Here is an 18,918-nt window from a genome sequence, read left to right on the forward strand (position 1 = left end):
AATTTTGTATGTTACATGAAACGGCGCGCGTCAAGAGGCAGCCGGCGCAGGTCGCGTTCAGGCGGGTTTGTCGGTGTCGATGCGGTAGCGGAAGTCGCAGCGTTTCGCGCCCGACATGATGGTCGTCGTGCGGGTCATGGTGATGCGGCTGTCATAGCCCTGGCAAAAGGTGCCGTCGCGCTGGCAGGAGAGAATGTCGCCGATCTCGCCGAGGCCCATGGCCTGGTACATCTCGGCATAGCGGCAGCGCGTCACGTCATAGTCGAAACGATCCGCACTCTCGGCAATGACCTCGAAGCGGAGCGCGTCGTCCTGGCGCCATTTTGGCTGCAGCGCGGCGAAGGTCGCAAGGTCGGTCGGGCCGGGTTCGGCGGCGGCCAGCCGCCGACCGCTCTCGATCGCCGCGTTGGTAATGGCCGCCTTCAGCGCCGCCCGTGCTGCCTCCTTGCCGAACCGGGCGACCATCTCCTCGTAGATCGGCTTGATGATCTCGGCCTCGATCCGGCGGCGGGCGAGGATGCCGAGGCCGTTGACGGCGGCCTCGACCGTGGCGGCGGGGTCTTCATCCATCGCCATTTCAGGACGCCGGCTTCAGGTGGCGAACCGGATGGAAGGGTGCTAGAGCGGACGCGGCCCGGGCGATCGCGGCAGCGTCAATGCCGTGATGGCGATAGAGATCGGCGATCGTGCCGGTCTGGCCGAAATGCTCGACGCCGAGCGAGCGCGTGCGATGCCCGGCGACCGAGCCGAGCCAGCCAAGCGTCGCCGGATGGCCGTCGATGACCGTCACGAGGCCGCAATGCGCCGGCAATTTCTCGAACAGCCGCTCGACATGCGAGCGGGCATGGACGAGGCCGCGCTCGCGCGCCCGGGCCGCTGCCGTCCAGCCGGCATTGAGCCGGTCGGCCGAGGTCACGGCGAGAAGGCCGATATCGCGCCGGTCCTCGGCGAGCAGCCCGGTCGCCGCGATGGCTTCTGGCGCCACCGCGCCCTGATAGGCGATGACCAGCTCCGGATTGGGACCGGGCTCGCGCAGCCAATAGGCGCCGTCGACGATGGCGCGCGCAAGCTCCGGCGTCAGCGCGCGCTGCGGCTGTTCGAGCGGCCGGGTCGAGAGGCGGAGATACAGCGAGCCGCCGGTCTCGTCGCGCAGCCAGCTCTCTTCGTCGGGCAGAACAGTGCGCTCGTCCGGCGCGGCGTCGCCCTTGGAGCGCTGGATATAGTCGAAGCCGAAGGCGAGGATTGCCGAGAGTTCGTCGACGAAGGCCGGTTCGAAGGCGGCGAGCCCGTCCTGCGCCAGCCCGATCAGCGGCGTGCCGATCGATTGATGCGCGCCGCCCTCGGGCGCCAGCGTCACGCCCGAAGGCGTCGCGACCAGAATGAACCGCGCATCCTGATAGCAGGCATAGTTGAGCGCATCGGCGCCGCGATAGATGAAGGGATCATAGAGGGTGCCGATCGGCAGCAGCCGCTCACTGTTGATGGCGTGTGAAAGGCCAAGCGCCGAAAGCATCAGGAAGAGGTTCATCTCGGCAATGCCGAGCTCGAGATGCTGCCCGCCCGGCGAGAAGTCCCAGTTGAAGGTCGAGGGAATGCGCTCGGCCTTGAAGAGGTCGGCCATGCTTTCGCGCGCGAAGAGCCCGCGGCGGTTGACCCAGGGTCCAAGATTGGTCGAGACAGTGACATCCGGTGCCGTCGTCACGATGCGCCGCGCGAACTCATCATCGCCGCGCGCCACCTCGTTGAGGATCTGTCCGAAGCCGGCCTGCGTCGAGAGCAGCTTGCCGGCGGCCGGCGGAACGGGCAGGGCGCCGGGCACCGCGACGACCGGTGCCGCCGCCTTCTTGCGGCGCTGTGCGAAGGGCGCCGCGGCGATGAAGCGCTCAAGCTCGGCTTCCGGCGTTGCCAGCCCCTCGAAGCGGTCCCACTCATGGCCCGGTCGCACATGGAGGCTCTCGCGCAGCGTCTCGACCTGCGCCGGCGTCATCAGCCCGGCGTGATTGTCCTTGTGGCCGGCGAGCGGCAGGCCGAAGCCCTTGATCGTATAGGCGATGAAGCAGGTCGGCCGCTCATGCGTCCGCGCCTTGGCAAAGGCCTCGGTCAGCGTCGGCAGGTCATGGCCGCCGAGATTGGTCATGAGGCGGGCGAGTCCGGCGTCGTCGCGCCGCTCGATCAGCGCGGTGACGGCGCCCTGGTCGCCGATCTCGTCGAGAAGTCGCTTCCGCCACGCCGCCCCGCCCTGGAAGCAGAGCGCGGAATAAAGCTGGTTCGGACAGGTGTCGATCCACTGGCGCAGCGCCTCGCCGCCCGGCTCGGCAAAGGCGGCCTCCAGCAGCACGCCATATTTGAGGATGACGACATCCCAGCCGAAATTGGCGAAGATCGCTTCGAAACGCTGCCAGAGACCCTCCCGCACCACGGCGTCGAGGCTCTGGCGGTTGTAGTCGACGACCCACCAGCAGTTCCGAAGCCCATGCTTCCAGCCTTCGAGCAGCGCCTCGAAGATGTTGCCCTCGTCCATCTCGGCGTCGCCGACCAGCGCCACCATGCGGCCCGCCTTGCCGCCTGAGGTCCAGCCCTTGGCGCGGACGTAATCCTGCACCAGCGCCGAGAACAGCGTCTGCGCCGCGCCGAGGCCGACCGAGCCGGTCGAGAAATCGACGTCGTCGGTGTCCTTGGTGCGCGAGGGATAGCTCTGCGCGCCGCGAAAGGCGCGGAAATCCCGCAGCTTGTCGAGCGTCTGCCGGCCGGAGAGATATTGGATGGCGTGGAAGATCGGGCTCGCATGCGGCTTGACAGCGACGCGGTCCTCCGGTCGCAAGGCGTCGAAATAGAGCGCCGTCATGATCGTCGCGAGCGAGGCGGACGACGCCTGGTGGCCGCCGACCTTGATGCCCTCGTCATTGTCGCGCAGGTGGTTGGCGTTGTGGATCATCCACGCCGCCAGCCAGAGCACCTTCCGCTCCAGCTCGGCGAGGATCGCGACGGATGGCTGCTCATCCGCCCAGTTGGCATCCGGCATCGATGTCCTCCCTCATCCGCCGGCCACGGCCAGCTTCGGAAGACTAGCGCCGATGGCCTTGCGCGTCGACGAGGGATGACGCCTGATCGGCCGGCGTGATATGGCCCCTGCCGCCGAGGGGCGGGATGGAGACAAGCCAAAATGACAGTCGATGAAGCGCTTTCAGGCGCCGCGGAGTTCAGGGCGGGTGCCGACGCCGTGCATGCCTTCATCCTCAACGCCTTGCGCGCGGCCGGGGCCAGCGAGGACGCCGGGCGGTCGGTGGCCGATGCGCTGACGGAAGCCTCGCTGCGCGGTGTCGACAGCCATGGCGCGCGCTTGCTGCTGCACTATGCCAAGGTCGTGCGCACAGGCCGCATCAATCCAGCGCCGCGTCTCGCCGCCAAGATCACCGGCCCCGGGACGGTCATCGTCGATGGCGACAATGGCTTCGGCCACCATGCAAGCTTCTTCGCCGTCGACGAAGCGGTGCGTCTCGCGCGGTCGGCCGGCATCGCCGCGGCAACTGTCGTCAATTCCTCGCATTTCGGCGCCGCAGGCTGCTACGCGATGCGCGCCGCGGCCGCCGGAATGGCTGGTTTCGCCTTCTGCAATTCAGACAGTTTCGTGCTGCCGCATGATGGCGTCGCGCCGTTCCACGGCACCAATCCGCTCGCCTTCGCGGCGCCGGTTGCCGGCGGCCGGCCTTATCTGCTCGACATGGCGACCAGCATGGTGCCCTGGAACAAGGTCCAGGACATGGCGGTCAAGGGGTTGACGCTGCCGCCGGAGGTCGCGGTCGACGCGGCCGGCCAGCCGACGACCGAGCCGCTGCGCTCGGCCGCGCTGCTGCCGCTCGGCGGCCTCGGCTTCGGTCACAAGGGCGCCGGCCTCGCCAGTCTGATGGAGATCCTCTCTGCCGTGATGACGGGCATGCCACATTGCGCCGATCTGCTCGGCATGGTCGGGCCCGATCAATCGACGCCGCGCCGCCTCGGCCATTTCTTCATCGTCATCGATCCCGAGCGCTTCGTGCCGCGCGCAGTCTATGACGCCGGCATGGCGGCCTATCTCGCCAGCATCAGGGCCGCGCCCGCCCGGCCGGGAAAGGCCGTCATGGCCCCCGGCGACCGCGAATGGAAGGTCGAGGTCGAGCGCAGCCGCGACGGCATCCCACTCGCGCCAGGCCTCCGGCTGGCCTTCGATGCACTCGCGGATGAGTTGGGCGTCGAACGGTTGCAGCCGGTCGGTTGAAACGCCGCGCGTTGCAAGAAAGCCTGGATTGCCGGGTCGAGCCCGGCAATGACAAGAGTGAAGCCGCAGCTTTGCCTCAGAAGCTCCAGGCGACGTTGGCCTGAAGGGCGTTGTCGCTGACATTGTCGGCGAACTGGCCGATATAGGAGAGGCCGACCCGTGCCTTCGGGTTGATGAGCAGATCGGCGCCGAGTTCCACCAGCGCCGTGTTCTCGGCGATCGGCACGCCGCTCACCGAGAAGGTGGCGCCGGGCGCGCTGAGGAAGGCGAGATCGGCGCCTGTCTCCGTGTCGCCGAACGCATATTGCCATGCGAGCGCCGCGCGAGGCTGCAGGACCATGCCGCCGGAGAGGGCAAGATTGGTCGCCGCGCGGATGCCGAGCGTCGAATACCCGATGCCGAGGCTCTCGGCAGAGCCCGCCAATCCGGCAGACGCGCCGCTCTCCGAGAAGTCTTGCGTGTCGATATTGACATAGGCGAGGCCAGCGAACGGCTCCAGCGCCAGCTTGCTGACCGCGAAGCCGTAGCCGACTTCGCCGAAGACCTGCGCCGTCCCGCCGTCATATTGCGCGTTCGCCTGCTGCAGCGAGCCGGGATAGGCGATCGTACGGTCGGCATCGATCTGGTTGAAGGCATAGCTGGTGCCGAAGCGCAGGTTGAAGGGCCCCGCCTCGGTGCCGGCATAGAGCGCGACCAGCAGGCTGTCGACATCGAACGAACTGCCGAGCGCCGCGACATCGGCATTCGACCGGGAATAGCCAAGCGCGGCGCCGACCCGCCAGCGGTCGACATTGACGTCGACGCCCGACACGATGCCGCCGATATTGGCGCTGACGTCGGACGTGTCGCCGTCGCCGTCGAGATTGGACCAGCCGCCATAGGCCTGGCCCCAGAGCGTGGCGCCGGATGCGGTGACGCTCGGCTTGGCGACGGCGCCGGTGACGGTCGGGCCGCCGTCGGCAAGCGCTGCCATCGCGCCAAGCGCTTCGGCATAGGTGCCCTGGCGAAGACGGCCGAGCACGGCTTGGCGGCTATAGAGGCTGTCGCCGGCCAGCACCGATTGTTCGCTGGCATAGGCCTCGCCGGAAAGGGCGGCGAGCGCGACTGGGAGCTGGCTGGCGGAGAGCGCATAAAGCGGTTCCAGGCTGGCAGGTAACGCCGCCAGCGTATTGTCGCTCGTCCCGTTGATCATGGAGTCGATAGCGCTGCCGACCGAGAGCCGGTTCGGCGCCGTGGCGGGCAGGCTGCCGAGGGCGGAGGAAACGTCGATGGTGACGGTCGTCGGCGCATACTCGAGCGAGGTGGCGAAGAGAGCCGGCAGGCCGGCGGTCGTGACGGTGTCGAAGGCGCCTGTAACCCCGCCCGTCGCGCTGACCAGTTCGTAAGACTTCAGGAGGTTGGTCGCCTGAATTGTCGTCGCCAGCGTGCCCGCGAGCCGCACCGTACCCGAGACGTCGAGCGAATCGTTGCCGCTTTCGGTGATCCGAAGCGCCAGAGTGCCGGCCGCCGTCTGCACGAAGGTGCCGCTGAAGGAATCGGTGACCGGCAGCCCGATGCCCGAGATGCCGAGCCAGCCGCTGTTCTCGAACCGCTGGTTCGAGCCGGCCATCGCATTGAGACGTCCGTCGATGATGCCGGCGTTGACGATCACCGTGCCGTCGGCATCCGCCCCCACCCGCACCGCATCGGCAGCGAAATCCGCCTGCAAAGTGCCGGAATTCAGCAGCGCGCCATAGCGACCATGCATCTCGACGGCCGCTCCCCCGCTGCCGGAGGCTGTCACCGAGCCGCTATTGGCCACGACGCCATAGGTTTCGCCGCTTAATCCGACGCCGCCAATGCCACTGACCGAGATGGAGCCGCTATTGGCGAGGTCGTCGCCCTTGATGCCGGAGAGAACCACGGCATTCTCGGTACCGGACCTCAGTACGCCCTCGTTGCTGATCGGATTGTACATGCCGGGGATGGTGGCGAGATAGCCGTTGATGGCGCCGTCGACGACGTAGATGCCGACGACATTCTCGCCATAGGCCGAATTCGACGACACCACGGCGCCAGGAATATCGATATCATACCAGCTGACCGAGCCGTCGGCGGCAAGATGCATCACCGACGGGTGCGCCACGCCATCGACAGAGGTCCAGTCGACGACCAGATTGTATTCGTTCGCTCGGCCGGCGCTGGTGATGCCTTCGAAATGCGTCTGTATCGAGCCGGGATGGTCGTAGGTGGTGTAGGTTCCCGTCGTCTGGTCGTAGATATAGCCGTGCTGCAGCGACAGCCCGCTGCCCGGATCGATGGCGCCATAACCGCCTGCGATCTTGTCGCCATAGATGCCATAGGCGGTCGTGCTAACGGCGCCCGGTACGTTGTTCGTCGTGTAGCTGCCGGTATCGATATTGTAGATGAAGGCATTGCCGGTCGCGAGATCGGTATCATAGTCGCCGACGGCCTGGTTGCCGAAATTGCTGTGCGCGATCGTGAACAGCGTCTTCCCGCCCGGTCCGTCCGGATAGGCTAGATAGGTCAGATTCTGACCGGGCGTGGCCGCGGCGTCATAGAGATAGCTGAGATCGTAGGGCGACGAGGCCTCGGTCTGGTAGCTGCCGACCGCGCGCAGGATGCCGTCCGGTGTGCCGAAGCTCGGCCCATAGGGCGAGGATCCGATCGCGCCCGGAAAATTTGCGCCATTGGCCGTCGTCTCGGGCAACGCTGCCCAGGTCCCGGCAGCGATATTGTAGTAGAGGCCGCCGGTCTCGTCCGTGCCCGGAATCGTATAGTTGCCGACGATATTGTCGCCGCGAATGCCGGTCAGAAACGTACCGTTCGCGCCATAATTCAGCGGCACATAAGTGAAGTCCAGCAGCGGTTCCGCTTTGGCCGAAGAGGCAAAGGCGCCGGCGCCAAGGCCGACTGCCAGGATCTTCAATGCGCGCGTGCGAGGAAAACCGGACAAGACTGGCTTGTTTTTCATGAGTGTCACCGTTGGCGCGCGCGATTCGTTTTTGAGTCGCAAGCTTATCTTTCGGATGACACGCAAGCGATGCCGCAGACGGGATTAATTTCGGCCATATCTCGGCCGCCTGCGCTTGCCGGCTCCGGCGAACCCGAAGCTAACCCTTGAAGGCCCAGAGATAGTCGTCGCGGAACGCGTCGAACAGCACCTTGGTGCCATAGGCATTGAGGTGGTTCGAATCGAAGAAGGCGAGCGTGCCGTCCTTGATCGGCATGCAGATGCGCTCGTCGCAGAAGAGATCGATCGGGTCGATCATGCGGGCATTGGGATAGGTCGCGACGATCTCCTGCATGATCGCGATGGTCTCGCGCCGCCAATCCTCCTCGACGGCGCGGGGCACGCCGCAGCGATCGGTCGAAAGTCCGAGCGCCTTCGAAAGATCGAGGCAGTTGAACGGGTCGGTGCGATAGAAGGATGGCAGCGGCGCCACGATCAGCATGCGCCGGCTGCCATCGCCGGCGAAGGTCTTCATCAGTTCGGCGAAACCCTCGCGCAGCCGTTTCGCGCTCGCGGCGTGGTCATCGCCGGTCTGGCGGAAGCGCGCGTTCCAATAGCCGTCGAGGATGACGAAATCGGCGCCGCCGACGCGCGGCATGAAGCGGTCGAGCTTTTCGACGAGCGGCTTGCAGAAGCTGTTGGCGGTCGCGGCCGGCCGGTCGAGCATGACGTCGATCGGGTCGCAGCCCGGCATGGCGAGCTGCAGGATCGAGATGCCCAGCTGCTCCGCCTCATATTCGATACGCGGCATCATCGCGAAGGCATGCGAATCGCCGACGAGCAGGCCGCGCGCGCCGATGCCGTCGAGGCAGCTCGTCTGGACGTCGATGTCTTCCGAAGCGCAGCCGTTGGCGGGATGGACCGCCGAGACCTCCACGGCTGCGACCATCGGATTGCCGCCGGCATTGCGATAGGCGAGCGCGACGATGCCGCCGGAGACGACCGTGACCGCAATACAGCCGGCGATGCTGGCGAGGAAGATGCGGATCGGCAGCCGGCGGTCGCTGCCGAGCTTAACGCGGCGGCGCCAGGCGAGGATCGGCAGCTCGATCGCATAGCGCGTCGCAATGGCGAAGAGCACGGCGATGGTAAGCGCGATCGCATCGACGCTGGCCTGTGGCACCTGCAGCGGCAGGAAGCGGCCGAACACCAAAAGCGGCCAGTGCCAGAGATAGAGCGCATAGGAGATCTGGCCGAGATAGACGACGGGCGCCAGCGACAGGAGCAGCGCCACGGGTCCGCGCGGTGCGACGAGCCCGCTCCAGATGACCAGCATCGCGCCGACGACCGGCATCAGTGCGGCCGCGCCGGGGAAGCCCATGACGCGGCCGAGCTCGGCATGGCGGACGCCCATCCATTCGAGGCCGGTGAATGTGATGCTGAGCGCGAGCAGCGCGAGGCCCGCGATGCCGGCGAGCGTGCCCGGCAGGAGGCTTCGCCGGCCAGACGCAAACGGTGCCGCCAGTGTAGCGAGGATGCCGCCGGCGACGAACTCCCAAGCGCGCCACCAGGTGAGGAAGAAGGCCGGGTTGCGCTCCGCCGCCCAGGGATTGGTGTCGAGCGGCGTCGCCAGGATGCAGCCGATCAGGCTGGCGAGCCCGATGGTCGCGGCAGCGATGGCCAGCAGCCGGCCCATCGGCCATTGGCGCCGCCGGGCGATGAGCGCGAGGCCAATCAGGAGCAGCGGCACGACCAAGTAGAACTGTTCCTCGACGGCGAGCGACCAGGTGTGCAGCAACGGCTTCAGCGCCGAGCCGGTGTCGAAATAGCCGCTGCGGAACAGGAAATAGACATTGGACAGGAACAGCGGCGCGAGCAGCGCCGAGACCGCGTAGTTGCCGAGCTCCCCGGGCGAACGCAACACCAGCGCGGCGCCGAGCACCGTGAACAGCAGCATCGCGCCATAGCTCGGCAGGATGCGCAGCGCCCGGCGGGCATAGAAGTCGAAGATCCCGAAGCGGCCGGCCGCCATCTGGCCGAGGATCTGGTTGATGATCAGATAGCCCGAGATGACGAAGAAGATGTCGACGCCGACAAACCCGCCGGCAAACCAGGGAACCTCGGCGTGATAGGCGACGGCGGCGACGATCGCTATGGCGCGGAGGCCGTCGACATGCGGCTTGTAGCCGTCTTTGCCGCCGGCCGGTGCTCGGTCGAGGCCGGGTTTCCCCGCTATGGCTTCGGCGCCGAGGCGCATGCGGCAATCCCGCGCTCGCAAATAGGACGCCGCCTTATGCGGCACCGGCCGTGTGACGGCAAGGGCGGTTGGCGCTTCCGCCACGATGCGTCGCAGCCTCGCCGCGTCTGCTAGACTTCGGCGAAGTGTTTGTCGTTCGAGGACCGATGATGGCGCAAGCAAGGGTGAAGACGCGGCAGGCGGGGGCCGAGGCCGCGCTGGCGAGGGCCGGCCGGGTGGCGCTCACGACCGATACCGGCGGGACGCTCGCCGTTACCACCCATGCGACCGAGGCCGGGTTCAGCCCGCTCGATCTGCTCCATTCCGCGCTTGCAGCCTGCCTCGCCTTGAGTGCCCGCATCGCGGCGAGCCAGCTCGGCGTGCTCGACCGGCTGGAACATGTCCGCGTCCATGTCTCGGGCGAAAAGGCCGAAGACGGGCCGGGTCGCATCGCCCGCTTCCTAGTGCGGTTCGAGATCGAGGGCGATCTCGATGCGGCGACGCGCGAAGCCATCATCGCGGCCGCGGAGGGCGACATCTGCACTGTCAGCAACACGCTGCGCGGCGCGCCCGAGATCATCCTCACGAAATAGCGAGGCGGAGGGAGCGAAGACGTGGCGCGCTGGCATCCAGCGTGGACAAGCTCGCGAAATCGCCGATAAATCACGCGAAGTCCACGCCGTCGGAGGCTATCCGCGGCGACAATCGTCCAGGAATCGCACTGTGTTCGAAGAAATCACCATCCCCACCGGGATTTCCGCCCGCCCTCTGGATGCTCGCCTGATTGCGCTCGCCGCCGCGCGCGCGAGCCAGCCACAGGTTTATGAGCGGCCGGTGGACGAAGCGCGTCGGCTCTTTGTCGAGGCGCGCCTGCCGCTGCGCTCCGGCGATGGTCTCCTGACCGAGGATCGGACCATTCCCGGGCCGGCCGGTCCGATCCCGGTGCGGCTCTACCGCCGCTCGGGTGCATCCGGACCCCTGCCGATCCTCGTCTATTTCCACGGCGGCGGCTTCGTCCTCGGCAATCTCGATTCGCACGACATCGTCTGCCGCCGCTTTGCGGAGCGCGCGGATTGGCTGGTGCTTTCAGTGGATTATCGCCTGGCGCCGGAACATCCCTATCCGGCCGCGGTCGAGGATGCCTATGCCGGCCTGCTCTTCGCCGCGAATGAAGGCGCCTCGATCGGCGGGGATCCGGCGCGGATCGCGCTCGCCGGAGACAGCGCCGGCGGCATGCTCGTGCTCGCGACGGCGCTTCGCGCCCGCGATGACAACGGCCCGGCCATTGCCGGCATGGTGCCCTTCTATCCGATGGCCGATCTCGTCGATATCGGCGAAGGCGAGAGCTACCGTGCCTTCGGCTCGGGCGATGTCGGTCTCTCGACACCCGATGTCGCGTGGTTCGTGCATTGCTATGCGCCCGATCCGGCGCGGCGCGGCGAAGCCTGCGCCTCTCCCGTCCGCGCCGAGAGCCTTGCGGGATTGCCGCCGACGCTCGTCGTTCTTGCCGAACACGACGTGCTGGTGGATGAGGGCAGGGCGGTGGCGCGGCGCATGAGCGAGGCCGGCGTCTCGGGGTTGCTCGTCCATGTCTCCGGCGTCAACCACGGCTTTATCAGCACGGATATCGGCCTGACCGAGGTTCCGGCTGTTTTGGACATCGCTGTGCCTTGGCTGGCGCAACGTCTCGGCGCGTGAAGCCTATGGCTGGTTCTCGGGCGGGGCGGAGCCGTCCCAACGGATGAGATAGGTCCAGGCGGCATAGGCCAGCATGCCGCCGACAATAACCATCCACAGCGGATCGCGGATGAACAGCGCCTCATATCCGAACCAAACCGCGATCAGGGCCACCATGGCGACGCGCCGCCAGAGCGGTCCGAAAAAGACCCGCTCGGTCTCGCTTTTCATGGTGTCCTCCCTCGCGCCTGCGTCGCGGCCTGTTGTGTGCGTCGGAAATGCCGAGGTCAAGTGTCTGAAAGATCCCACGCTTCCAGCGAATCTGGCGCCGATTGAAACCTTCTGTCATCCATTCAAGAGGACAGTGCGATCTCGGGCTGCACTGGCACATCGCGGCTTTGCATGTATTGTCAAGGAACTGAATGGGGAACCGCACGCGTCTCGGACCGGAATCGGCGTCTCGTGAGGCGAACGAATATGACGGCTTGAAAGTCGAGGTCGCCATGGGCGAACCGGCCGGATCTGTATTTCAAAGGTTCCAGAACGAGATTCTCGAGGCCATCGCGCTCGGGACCCCTTTCGGGGATGTCGCGCTGCTGATCTGCCGCAAGGTGGAGGCGTTGGCCCCACGCGCCAAGTGCACGCTCATCCGCATCAAGGGTGGTCGACTTATTCCCATCGCCGCGCCGAGCTTGCCGGCCGCCTATTCCGCAAAGCTGCAAGGTTTGCTCATTGGCCCGAATGTCGGATCGTGCGGCACAGCGGCCTGGACAGGCCGTCCGATAGAGGTCCGCGACATCGAATCCGATCCGCTCTGGGCGGATTATCGCGATCTCGCGACGCCCTTTGGGCTGAAGGCTTGCTGGTCGACCCCGATCATGGCCACCGATGGCAGTGTTCTCGCGACATTCGCGCTTTATTTCGACGAGCCGCGTGGCCCGACAGCGCGCGAGCGTCGCCTGGTCGAAGCCTGCGTCCATCTCAGCGCCATCGCGATCGAGCGCAGCGACGCGGAGGAAGTAGCCTACCGTCTCGCCAGTTTTGATCCATTGACCGGCCTGCCGAACCGCCGTTCGTTCGATGCAGCCATCGGCAGGCTTTGTGCAACCTCCGGCGCCCTCTTTGGCCTGATTCTCGTCGGCGTAGAGCGTCTCGATATGCTGGATCTCGGCGTCGAGGAGTTGTCCTCGGAAAATGTGCTCAGGGAACTCTCGCTGAGATTGCAGGGCCTCGGCCCCGAGTCATCGGCGTTCGGCCTGGGCGGTAGTCTCTTTGCCGTCATCGTCTCGCCTTGCGCCGATCACGAGCGGCTGCGCCAGGTCGGCCTTGGTGTGCTGTCCGTCTTGCATCAGTCACGAGACTGGCTGTCTGTAGCGGTCGATCGCGGCGTGAGTCTCGGAGGCGCGCTGTTCGGGCTTGACGGGACCACGCCCGAGGTGTTGCGCCAGAACGCCGAACTCGCCCGCTCCGCCTCGCGGTCGGATCTCCATTCCGGCTATGCCGGCTTCAAGCCGCAGTTGAGGACCGCCGCGCTGAAGCGGCGTGCGACCTACTCTGACGTCGAGATCGCGCTCGCTGAGGAACGCATCGTCCCCTATTACCAGCCGGTCGTGCACATCGACAGCGGGCGCATCGTCGGGCTCGAGGCGCTGCTGCGCATGCAGAGACGCGATGGAAGCATCGTGGCTGCCGCGGATTTTCAGGAGGTGTTTTCAGATCCGCGGCTGGCTTACAATCTGACCGACCGCCTGATCGCTGGGGTGGCCACGGATGTTGCCGGCTGGATGGCGGCGGGAATCGAATGCGGCCATGTCGGCATCAATGTCGCGCCAGCCGATTTCGTAGGCGAGAGTTTCGTCACCAGGCTGGAAGCCGCTCTCGGACTAACCGGCGTGCCACTGAGCAAGATCATCGTCGAAATCACCGAGATCATCTTCATGGATGACCCGAAGCACAATGTCGCGGATCTCGTCGATGAGTTGAGACAGCGCGGTATTCGGGTCGCGCTGGACGATTTCGGTACCGGATTTGCCTCGCTGACACATCTGCTGAGCTTTCCAAGCGACATCATCAAGATCGATCGGTCCTTCATCGACCGTCTGCTGACGGACAAGCGCAGCGCCGTGATCGTGAAGGCGCTCGTCGACATCGCCCTGAAGCTCGGCAAGCGGGTCGTGGCCGAAGGCATCGAGACGCAAGAGCAGGCAGACCGGTTACTCGAGTTCGGCTGCAAGCTCGGCCAAGGCTACCTCTTTGCGAGGCCCGCCGATGTCGCGGTGACCACCGAGCGCTTGTCTGGCCGCCATGCTGTCGTGAACGCCTGAGCGATCAGCCGGGCTTTCCGTGCGTGCGGCCGGCGACAGCCCAGGTCACCAGGCTCATCAGCGCCACGCCGAGAATGATCCCCACCAGCCGCTGCACCGGAGGCACGATCGACGTCGGCGGTCCGCTATCGACGAGCGTGACCAGGAAGGCGATGGCGGTCTGCGTGCCGATATAGGCGTTGGCTGTACCGCCGAGATGGATGCGCGCCGAGAGGTACACGCCGAGCGTCAGGGCGGCCGTCCACCAGACAAAGCCGGTCGCATCGATGCCGATCACGGCGAGCCCGGCAGCACCGCCGATGAAACAACCGATGATCCGCTGCAGGCTGCGGTGACGCGTCGCAACGGGATTGGCATCGATGACGATGAGGCTGGAAACGATGACCTGAGTGAGAGACGGCAGCGAGAACGAGGTCCACGCGAAGAGGATGGCGAGCGTGCCGAGCGCCGCAGCATAAGCGAGCCGGCGCGCATCCGCCGGTGTGACCGAAGACGGATGCGCCACGATCCGCGTTGTCCCACCCGCGCCCGGTCCGAGCGCCCAGCTCGCCAGTGTCGCGACACTGACGCCCGTCACGATCTCGTAGCATCGGTTCTGCGCGAAATCATAGAGCCCACCGGGGTCGCCGATGCTGGCGACGATGACGAGCAGGAACGTTACGCCGCCATAGAACCAGGCATACGCGAAGGCGCTGCGCTGGCGCCCATAGATCGCGATGCCTGCGGCGAGCATGGCCGCAGCCGCCTGTCCGATCGCAAAGCCTGCGAGAAGCTGAGCTGCGATATAGCCCGCGAACACGCCGGCAAAGGTGCCGGCGATGCGAAGCAGGCCCTTTGTGAACAGCTCGTCGCGATCGCTGTTGGCGATCACCAGCGCGCTGAGCCCGGCCCAATAGGGGTTCTCGAAGCCGGCGAGCAAGGCGACAAAGACGGCGCCGACGACCCCGACCGTCGTCGCGACGGCCTTGCGCGTCAGCGCGTCGTCCGGCCCGGTCCGTGCCGCTACCACAGTCATGGCCTAGAACCGGATCAGCACGCGCGCATCGGCGCCGAGCGGCAGCGCTTCGTCGGGCGGCACATCGTCAAGCGTGATCTCGATCGGGAAGCGGCGTGGCAGGCGGATCCAATCTGTGGTCGGTTCGATATAGGGAATGATCCGCTGGGCATCCGGAGAGCGCGCGATGCCGGCCGCGATCCCGCTGACATGGCCGCTGAGGATGTGCCAGGGCCGCGAGCCGATCGTGACCAAGGCAGGCTGGCCGACGGCAAGATGCGAGAGATGCCGCTCGGCCACATTGGCGACGATGCGCGGTCTTTCGGCGGTGACGATCGCCATCACCTCGGTTCCGACCGCCAACGAGTCGCCGCGACGGCGCGTGAACGGGACGATCCGGCCGGCGATCGGCGCGGCAACCTCGGTCTTGGAGAGGCGATAGCGCGCCTTGGCGAGCGCCGCCTCCGCTGCGGTTTCATCTGCCGTGGCGACCGTCACGCGCTGGTTGGCGACGCCGAGACTCGCCTGCGCCACCAGGCGGTTGGCATTGGCCGTTGCGGCATCCCGAATCGCCTCGTCGAGGCTGGCATCGGTCGAGAAGCCTTGCCCCGTCAGGCTGCGGATGCGCGTCAGCGTGGCGTTGGCATTGTCGAGCACGGCCTGCGCCGAGCCGATATCGGCTTTGGCGGCGCCGACCTGGTCATTTGCCAGCGAGAGCCCGGCCTTGGCCTGCGCCAACATGGCCTCGGCCTCGGTAACCGCGAGTTGGTAAGGCGTCGCCTCAATCGAGAACAGACCGTCGCCGGCAGCGACGGCCTGATTGTTCTCGACATGGATGGCGTCGATCGGCCCGTCGACCTCTGCCGACAGCACGACGACATCGGTCGTGACATAGGCGTCGCCGGTATAGGCGAGAAACTGGACGCTAATCTCGTAGCCGATGAATAGCGCAAGCGCGATTCCGACGATCAGCCGGACGGGATGGTCGAGCAGCCGGCGCAGCATCGTCGTTCGGTCCCTGCCTGGCGTGGTGTTCGCGCCATGTTCGCTTGCCGTGATCGCTCTGTCCATTGCCGCCGCGCGCATTCGCGAAACGGGCCGCTTGATCCATACAATTTCCGAATGTATGGATATCGCGGCGGCGCCGGTGTCGCCGCTATCAGCCGGGTCTGCGGGCGAAAACCGGACATCCCGTCTGGCATGGAAAAGGGCGAAATCGGGTCATGTCTGGGTGGAAACCGGTTGTGGATCGTGGGGCCGGGCCTCTGTTCCGCGGGATCGTCGATGCGCTCGCCGCGGACATCGCCGCCGGACGGCTCGTCCCCGGCGACCGACTGCCGCCGCAGCGCGCTCTTGCCGAGTCGCTCGAGATCGATTTCACCACCGTGACGCGCGCTTATGCCGAAGCGCAGCGGCAAGGGTTGGTCGAGGCGCAGGTCGGGCGGGGCACCTTCGTCCGCCGCCCCCACAAAAGGCCGCCGTCCGGCCGGATCGACCTCGCGATGAACATGCCGCCGCGCCCTGCCGATCCGCGTCTCGCCGCCCGGCTGTGGCAAGGCATTGCGGGTCTTGGCGAGACGCAGGGGCTCGATCTTTTGATGCGCTACCAGGCGCCTGGCGGCACGGCCGAGGACCGCGCCGCGGGTGCCGCCTTCCTGGCAGCCCGCATGCCGGGAACCGATCCAGGCCGGGTCCTGGTCACGCCGGGTGCGCAGGGAGCGCTCGCTGTGGTGACCATGCATCTGGCCACCCGCGGCGACGTCATTTTGGCCGATCGCCTGACATATCCCGGGTTTCGCGCGCTTGCCGGCCGGCTCGGCATTTCGCTTGTCGGCGTGCCCGCCGACGAAGGCGGAATGATGCCGGACGCGCTCGAAGACTGGGCCGCCCGGCATGGTCCGCGGGCGCTCTACCTCAACCCCACGCTCAACAATCCGACCACGATCACCCTCTCGCCCGAGCGCCGGCAGGCCATCGTCGCGGTGGCGCGGCGGCATGATTTCGCGATCATCGAGGACGATGCCTATGGCGCTCTGCCGGCCAAGCCGCCGGTGAGTTTCGCAGCGCTGGCGCCGGAGCGGACCTATCACGTCGCGGGCCTTGCCAAGTGCCTGTCGCCGGCACTGCGCATCGCCTATCTCGCCGTCCCGGACGAGGCGATCGCCGAACGGCTGGCCGGCTCCATCCGCGCTTTGGCCACCATGGTCTCGCCGCTCACGGCTGCGCTCGCGACCCGCTGGATCGGCGATGGCACCGCCGCCGCGCTGCTGGCCGCCATCCGGTCCGAGACGGCCGCCCTGCAGGCCATCGCGGCAGCGCAGCTTCCGCCTGACCTGTTCCAATCCGACCCGGCCGCCTTCCACGCCTGGCTGAAGCTTCCCCCCGGCTGGACCCGCGCCGCCTTCCTCGACCGCCTCGACGCCCCAGGCCTCGGCCTCGTCGCAAGCGATGCATTCGCCCTCGACGCTGCCCCCGAAGCGATACGCATCGGCTTTGGCGCGACCCCCGACCGCGAGAATTTCAAGGCGGCAATCTTGCAACTTTCGGCACTGATTTCGCGTTTTCCTGGCGAAGAAATGCTGGTCATCTAGCTGCGACGCCATGTCGTGCTTACAATTGATAATTGTATGCATACATTACATCACATCGTCGCCGCGAAAGGGACCGATCATGACTGCCGGCACGGAAAATGTCATCGGGACGCCTCGTCCTGAGGCAGAATGGCCGCCGCTCAGCCCGCTGCGGACGGGCATCCGTTGCCGCTGCCCGCGCTGCGGCGAAGGGCGATTGTTCAATGGCTTCCTGACGCTGAAGCCTCGCTGCGAGGTTTGCGGCCTCGACTATTCCTTTGCTGATCCGGCCGATGGACCCGCCTTTTTCGTGATCTGCTTTGGCTGCATCCCGAGCGTCGTGCTCGGCCTGTGGATCGAGACCGCGTTTTCGGCGCCCTATTGGGTGCACCTGTTCACGACCTTGCCCTTCACGCTCGCAACCTGCATTCCGCCGCTGCGACCGCTGAAGGGCTGGCTGATCGCAAGCCAGTATTACTACAAGGCCGAGGAAGGCCGGATGATAGAGCCGCCCCGATCCGGGCCCTCGCCCTAGACGCCGTCAATCGCGGGCCAACAACCGGTCGGCCGCCAGCCAGAACGGTGGCAGGCAAAGCGGCGTCGAGGAAAGCGGAAGGATCGAGGCAGCCGGGGCGACGCCGATTTCCTCGCTCATGAACGCGCGCCTTGCGACGATTCGCTCCCAGACATCCGGATAGAGAGATGCGAGTTCGGTGCGCAGCTCTTCATCGGCGAAGGTGACCGCGTCCTCGCAATTGAGTGCCCAGCCATCCGGCATCGGGACGGGAATCACGTCGATCTGGAACGGCATGCCCGAACCGATCGTCTCGGTGGAACCGGGTCTGACCGGCGAATGCACCCATTCGTCGTAGCCGACGAGATGACCCGGATTGAGCGCCGATTCGAGGCCCCCTTCGGCGAGTTCGCCGGTGACGCTGTCGAAGAGCGCCCCACCGGTGACGCCGATATCGGCGGTCTCGTACCAGGCGATCAGCCCACGAAAATAGGCTTTGGAAACGTCCAGGAAGGCGTCGTCGCCGTCATTGGCAAGGCCCGCCCGCGACGAAAGCCCGCCCCAATAGCTGACGGCGGTGGTGACGCCATCGCCCGCGCGTACAATACGCGCCGTCGGGCTGCGAAGGCCAACGACCGGCTCGCCGGCCCGGGCCGAGGCGAACATCACATGCGCGTTGAGCGCCTCACCGGCATAGCCCATACGGGCAACCGCCGCATATTCGCTATCGCCGTCGCGAAGTCCTGAGACGATCCGCCAGACGGCAGCCGAGGCGCGCGCCGCGCCCCATTCCCCTGCTGCGATCTGGTGCGCGTCGACGACCGCGCGGAGCCCTTGCTCCGGATGCATCATCGCCGGCGTTGCATCGGCGACCGCAGCCGGATCGCCGGCGGCGAGGCGCAGGGCATCGACGACGAGTGCCGAGGCCTGAAAGCTTGGCAACGGGCCGCTCCACTCGTCCGGCTCAAGATACTTCCAGCCGACGAGACCGATGCTGGCGCCCCGGCTGACGCCCGCATCCCTCAACACGGCAAGCAGATTGGGGCGCCGGCTTCGATCCTGGCCCATAAGGCTCATCGTCTGGCAGAGCATCGTCTCGATGCCGGGAAGACCGGCGAGCGGCGCATAAGAGAGGCACTCGTTGCCGACGACGAGGATCCGCAGGTCACCAGGACCGAGCAGGAACAGTGCTTCTTCGAAGCGCGGTTCGAAACCAGTCAGGAAGGCGATGTTGGCATTATGCTCGCGATCGGCATAAACGGCGATCCAGTCGGTCCCCACGCGCGCCTTCAGCGCCGTGATCCGCTGCTCGTAGATCGCTGCGGGAATCGTTGGCCGCTCCAGCGGGATGCCGAAGTCCGGAATGCGGACGGTTCGGAGCGAGATAGCCATGGC

The 18,918-nt window shown here is 66.4% G+C and carries 14 protein-coding genes; 6 read left to right on the forward strand and 8 right to left on the reverse strand.

All coding sequences use genetic code 11. The annotated features are described in order from the left end of the window. Positions 1 to 57: 57 nt before the first annotated feature. Together LB518_RS18665 and LB518_RS18670 are read right to left on the reverse strand one after the other, a co-directional pair. Positions 58 to 570: an L-2-amino-thiazoline-4-carboxylic acid hydrolase gene (locus LB518_RS18665; protein ID WP_224579293.1), complete on the reverse strand. Its 513-nt coding sequence runs from the start codon at positions 568 to 570 to the stop codon at positions 58 to 60. Between the two features lie 7 nt (positions 571 to 577). Continuing rightward, complete coding sequence (locus LB518_RS18670) at positions 578 to 3,022, reverse strand: thiamine pyrophosphate-binding protein (RefSeq protein WP_224579294.1); 2,445 nt, start codon at positions 3,020 to 3,022, stop codon at positions 578 to 580. A gap of 141 nt (positions 3,023 to 3,163) precedes the next feature. Here LB518_RS18670 and LB518_RS18675 point away from each other — a divergent pair, with 141 nt between their 5' ends. Next, positions 3,164 to 4,255 carry an Ldh family oxidoreductase gene (locus tag LB518_RS18675; protein WP_224579296.1) on the forward strand — a complete coding sequence of 364 codons (1,092 nt, stop codon included), beginning with the start codon at positions 3,164 to 3,166 and terminating at the stop codon, positions 4,253 to 4,255. Positions 4,256 to 4,331: 76 nt separating this feature from the next. Here the strand turns inward: LB518_RS18675 and LB518_RS18680 are convergent, their stop codons facing one another. Both LB518_RS18680 and LB518_RS18685 read right to left on the reverse strand, forming a co-directional pair. Next, positions 4,332 to 7,229: an autotransporter outer membrane beta-barrel domain-containing protein gene (locus tag LB518_RS18680; protein WP_224579298.1), complete on the reverse strand. Its 2,898-nt coding sequence runs from the start codon at positions 7,227 to 7,229 to the stop codon at positions 4,332 to 4,334. A gap of 139 nt (positions 7,230 to 7,368) precedes the next feature. Further along, the gene (locus tag LB518_RS18685; RefSeq protein ID WP_224579299.1) at positions 7,369 to 9,465 is read right to left on the reverse strand and encodes an acyltransferase family protein; all 2,097 of its coding nucleotides are present in this window, start codon (positions 9,463 to 9,465) and stop codon (positions 7,369 to 7,371) included. 149 nt (positions 9,466 to 9,614) lie between these two features. On the opposite strand from LB518_RS18685, the gene LB518_RS18690 reads away from it, so the two are divergent. Both LB518_RS18690 and LB518_RS18695 read left to right on the forward strand, forming a co-directional pair. Further along, positions 9,615 to 10,037 (forward strand): OsmC family protein, encoded by a 423-nt coding sequence (locus tag LB518_RS18690; RefSeq protein WP_224579301.1) that lies wholly within the window; start codon positions 9,615 to 9,617, stop codon positions 10,035 to 10,037. A 130-nt stretch (positions 10,038 to 10,167) separates the two neighbouring features. Next, on the forward strand, positions 10,168 to 11,142 hold the full coding sequence (locus LB518_RS18695; RefSeq protein WP_224579302.1) for an alpha/beta hydrolase: 975 nt from the start codon (positions 10,168 to 10,170) through the stop codon (positions 11,140 to 11,142). Between the two features lie 3 nt (positions 11,143 to 11,145). Here LB518_RS18695 and LB518_RS18700 read toward each other — a convergent pair whose 3' ends face one another. After that, positions 11,146 to 11,352: a DUF3329 domain-containing protein gene (locus tag LB518_RS18700; RefSeq protein ID WP_224579303.1), complete on the reverse strand. Its 207-nt coding sequence runs from the start codon at positions 11,350 to 11,352 to the stop codon at positions 11,146 to 11,148. A 191-nt stretch (positions 11,353 to 11,543) separates the two neighbouring features. Between LB518_RS18700 and LB518_RS18705 the strand changes: the two genes are divergently transcribed. Beyond that, positions 11,544 to 13,445 carry a putative bifunctional diguanylate cyclase/phosphodiesterase gene (locus tag LB518_RS18705; RefSeq protein ID WP_224579304.1) on the forward strand — a complete coding sequence of 634 codons (1,902 nt, stop codon included), beginning with the start codon at positions 11,544 to 11,546 and terminating at the stop codon, positions 13,443 to 13,445. A 4-nt stretch (positions 13,446 to 13,449) separates the two neighbouring features. Here LB518_RS18705 and LB518_RS18710 read toward each other — a convergent pair whose 3' ends face one another. Together LB518_RS18710 and LB518_RS18715 are read right to left on the reverse strand one after the other, a co-directional pair. Then, on the reverse strand, positions 13,450 to 14,460 hold the full coding sequence (locus tag LB518_RS18710; protein ID WP_224579305.1) for an FUSC family protein: 1,011 nt from the start codon (positions 14,458 to 14,460) through the stop codon (positions 13,450 to 13,452). 3 nt (positions 14,461 to 14,463) lie between these two features. Next, entirely contained in the window at positions 14,464 to 15,444 is a 981-nt protein-coding gene (locus LB518_RS18715) for an HlyD family secretion protein (RefSeq protein ID WP_224579306.1), read from the reverse strand. A 218-nt stretch (positions 15,445 to 15,662) separates the two neighbouring features. On the opposite strand from LB518_RS18715, the gene LB518_RS18720 reads away from it, so the two are divergent. Beyond that, positions 15,663 to 17,030 carry an aminotransferase-like domain-containing protein gene (locus LB518_RS18720; RefSeq protein ID WP_224579307.1) on the forward strand — a complete coding sequence of 456 codons (1,368 nt, stop codon included), beginning with the start codon at positions 15,663 to 15,665 and terminating at the stop codon, positions 17,028 to 17,030. Between the two features lie 79 nt (positions 17,031 to 17,109). Beyond that, positions 17,110 to 17,544 carry a DUF983 domain-containing protein gene (locus LB518_RS18725; RefSeq protein WP_224579308.1) on the forward strand — a complete coding sequence of 145 codons (435 nt, stop codon included), beginning with the start codon at positions 17,110 to 17,112 and terminating at the stop codon, positions 17,542 to 17,544. Between the two features lie 6 nt (positions 17,545 to 17,550). Here LB518_RS18725 and LB518_RS18730 read toward each other — a convergent pair whose 3' ends face one another. Then, complete coding sequence (locus LB518_RS18730; protein ID WP_224579309.1) at positions 17,551 to 18,915, reverse strand: M24 family metallopeptidase; 1,365 nt, start codon at positions 18,913 to 18,915, stop codon at positions 17,551 to 17,553. Positions 18,916 to 18,918: the final 3 nt, after the last annotated feature.

The sequence above is a fragment of the Mesorhizobium sp. BR1-1-16 genome (assembly GCF_020165495.1).
Taxonomy (GTDB): Bacteria; Pseudomonadota; Alphaproteobacteria; order Rhizobiales; family Kaistiaceae; genus Kaistia.

Coding starts and splice junctions, on each gene's coding strand:
- LB518_RS18690 (WP_224579301.1), top strand. CDS start 9,615: ATGGCGCAAGCAAGGGTGAAGACGCGGCAGGCGGGGGCCGAGGCCGCG.
- LB518_RS18715 (WP_224579306.1), bottom strand. CDS start 15,444: ATGCTGCGCCGGCTGCTCGACCATCCCGTCCGGCTGATCGTCGGAATC.
- LB518_RS18680 (WP_224579298.1), bottom strand. CDS start 7,229: ATGAAAAACAAGCCAGTCTTGTCCGGTTTTCCTCGCACGCGCGCATTG.
- LB518_RS18670 (WP_224579294.1), bottom strand. CDS start 3,022: ATGCCGGATGCCAACTGGGCGGATGAGCAGCCATCCGTCGCGATCCTC.
- LB518_RS18705 (WP_224579304.1), top strand. CDS start 11,544: ATGGGGAACCGCACGCGTCTCGGACCGGAATCGGCGTCTCGTGAGGCG.
- LB518_RS18730 (WP_224579309.1), bottom strand. CDS start 18,915: ATGGCTATCTCGCTCCGAACCGTCCGCATTCCGGACTTCGGCATCCCG.
- LB518_RS18725 (WP_224579308.1), top strand. CDS start 17,110: ATGACTGCCGGCACGGAAAATGTCATCGGGACGCCTCGTCCTGAGGCA.
- LB518_RS18665 (WP_224579293.1), bottom strand. CDS start 570: ATGGATGAAGACCCCGCCGCCACGGTCGAGGCCGCCGTCAACGGCCTC.
- LB518_RS18685 (WP_224579299.1), bottom strand. CDS start 9,465: ATGCGCCTCGGCGCCGAAGCCATAGCGGGGAAACCCGGCCTCGACCGA.
- LB518_RS18720 (WP_224579307.1), top strand. CDS start 15,663: ATGTCTGGGTGGAAACCGGTTGTGGATCGTGGGGCCGGGCCTCTGTTC.
- LB518_RS18700 (WP_224579303.1), bottom strand. CDS start 11,352: ATGAAAAGCGAGACCGAGCGGGTCTTTTTCGGACCGCTCTGGCGGCGC.
- LB518_RS18675 (WP_224579296.1), top strand. CDS start 3,164: ATGACAGTCGATGAAGCGCTTTCAGGCGCCGCGGAGTTCAGGGCGGGT.
- LB518_RS18710 (WP_224579305.1), bottom strand. CDS start 14,460: ATGACTGTGGTAGCGGCACGGACCGGGCCGGACGACGCGCTGACGCGC.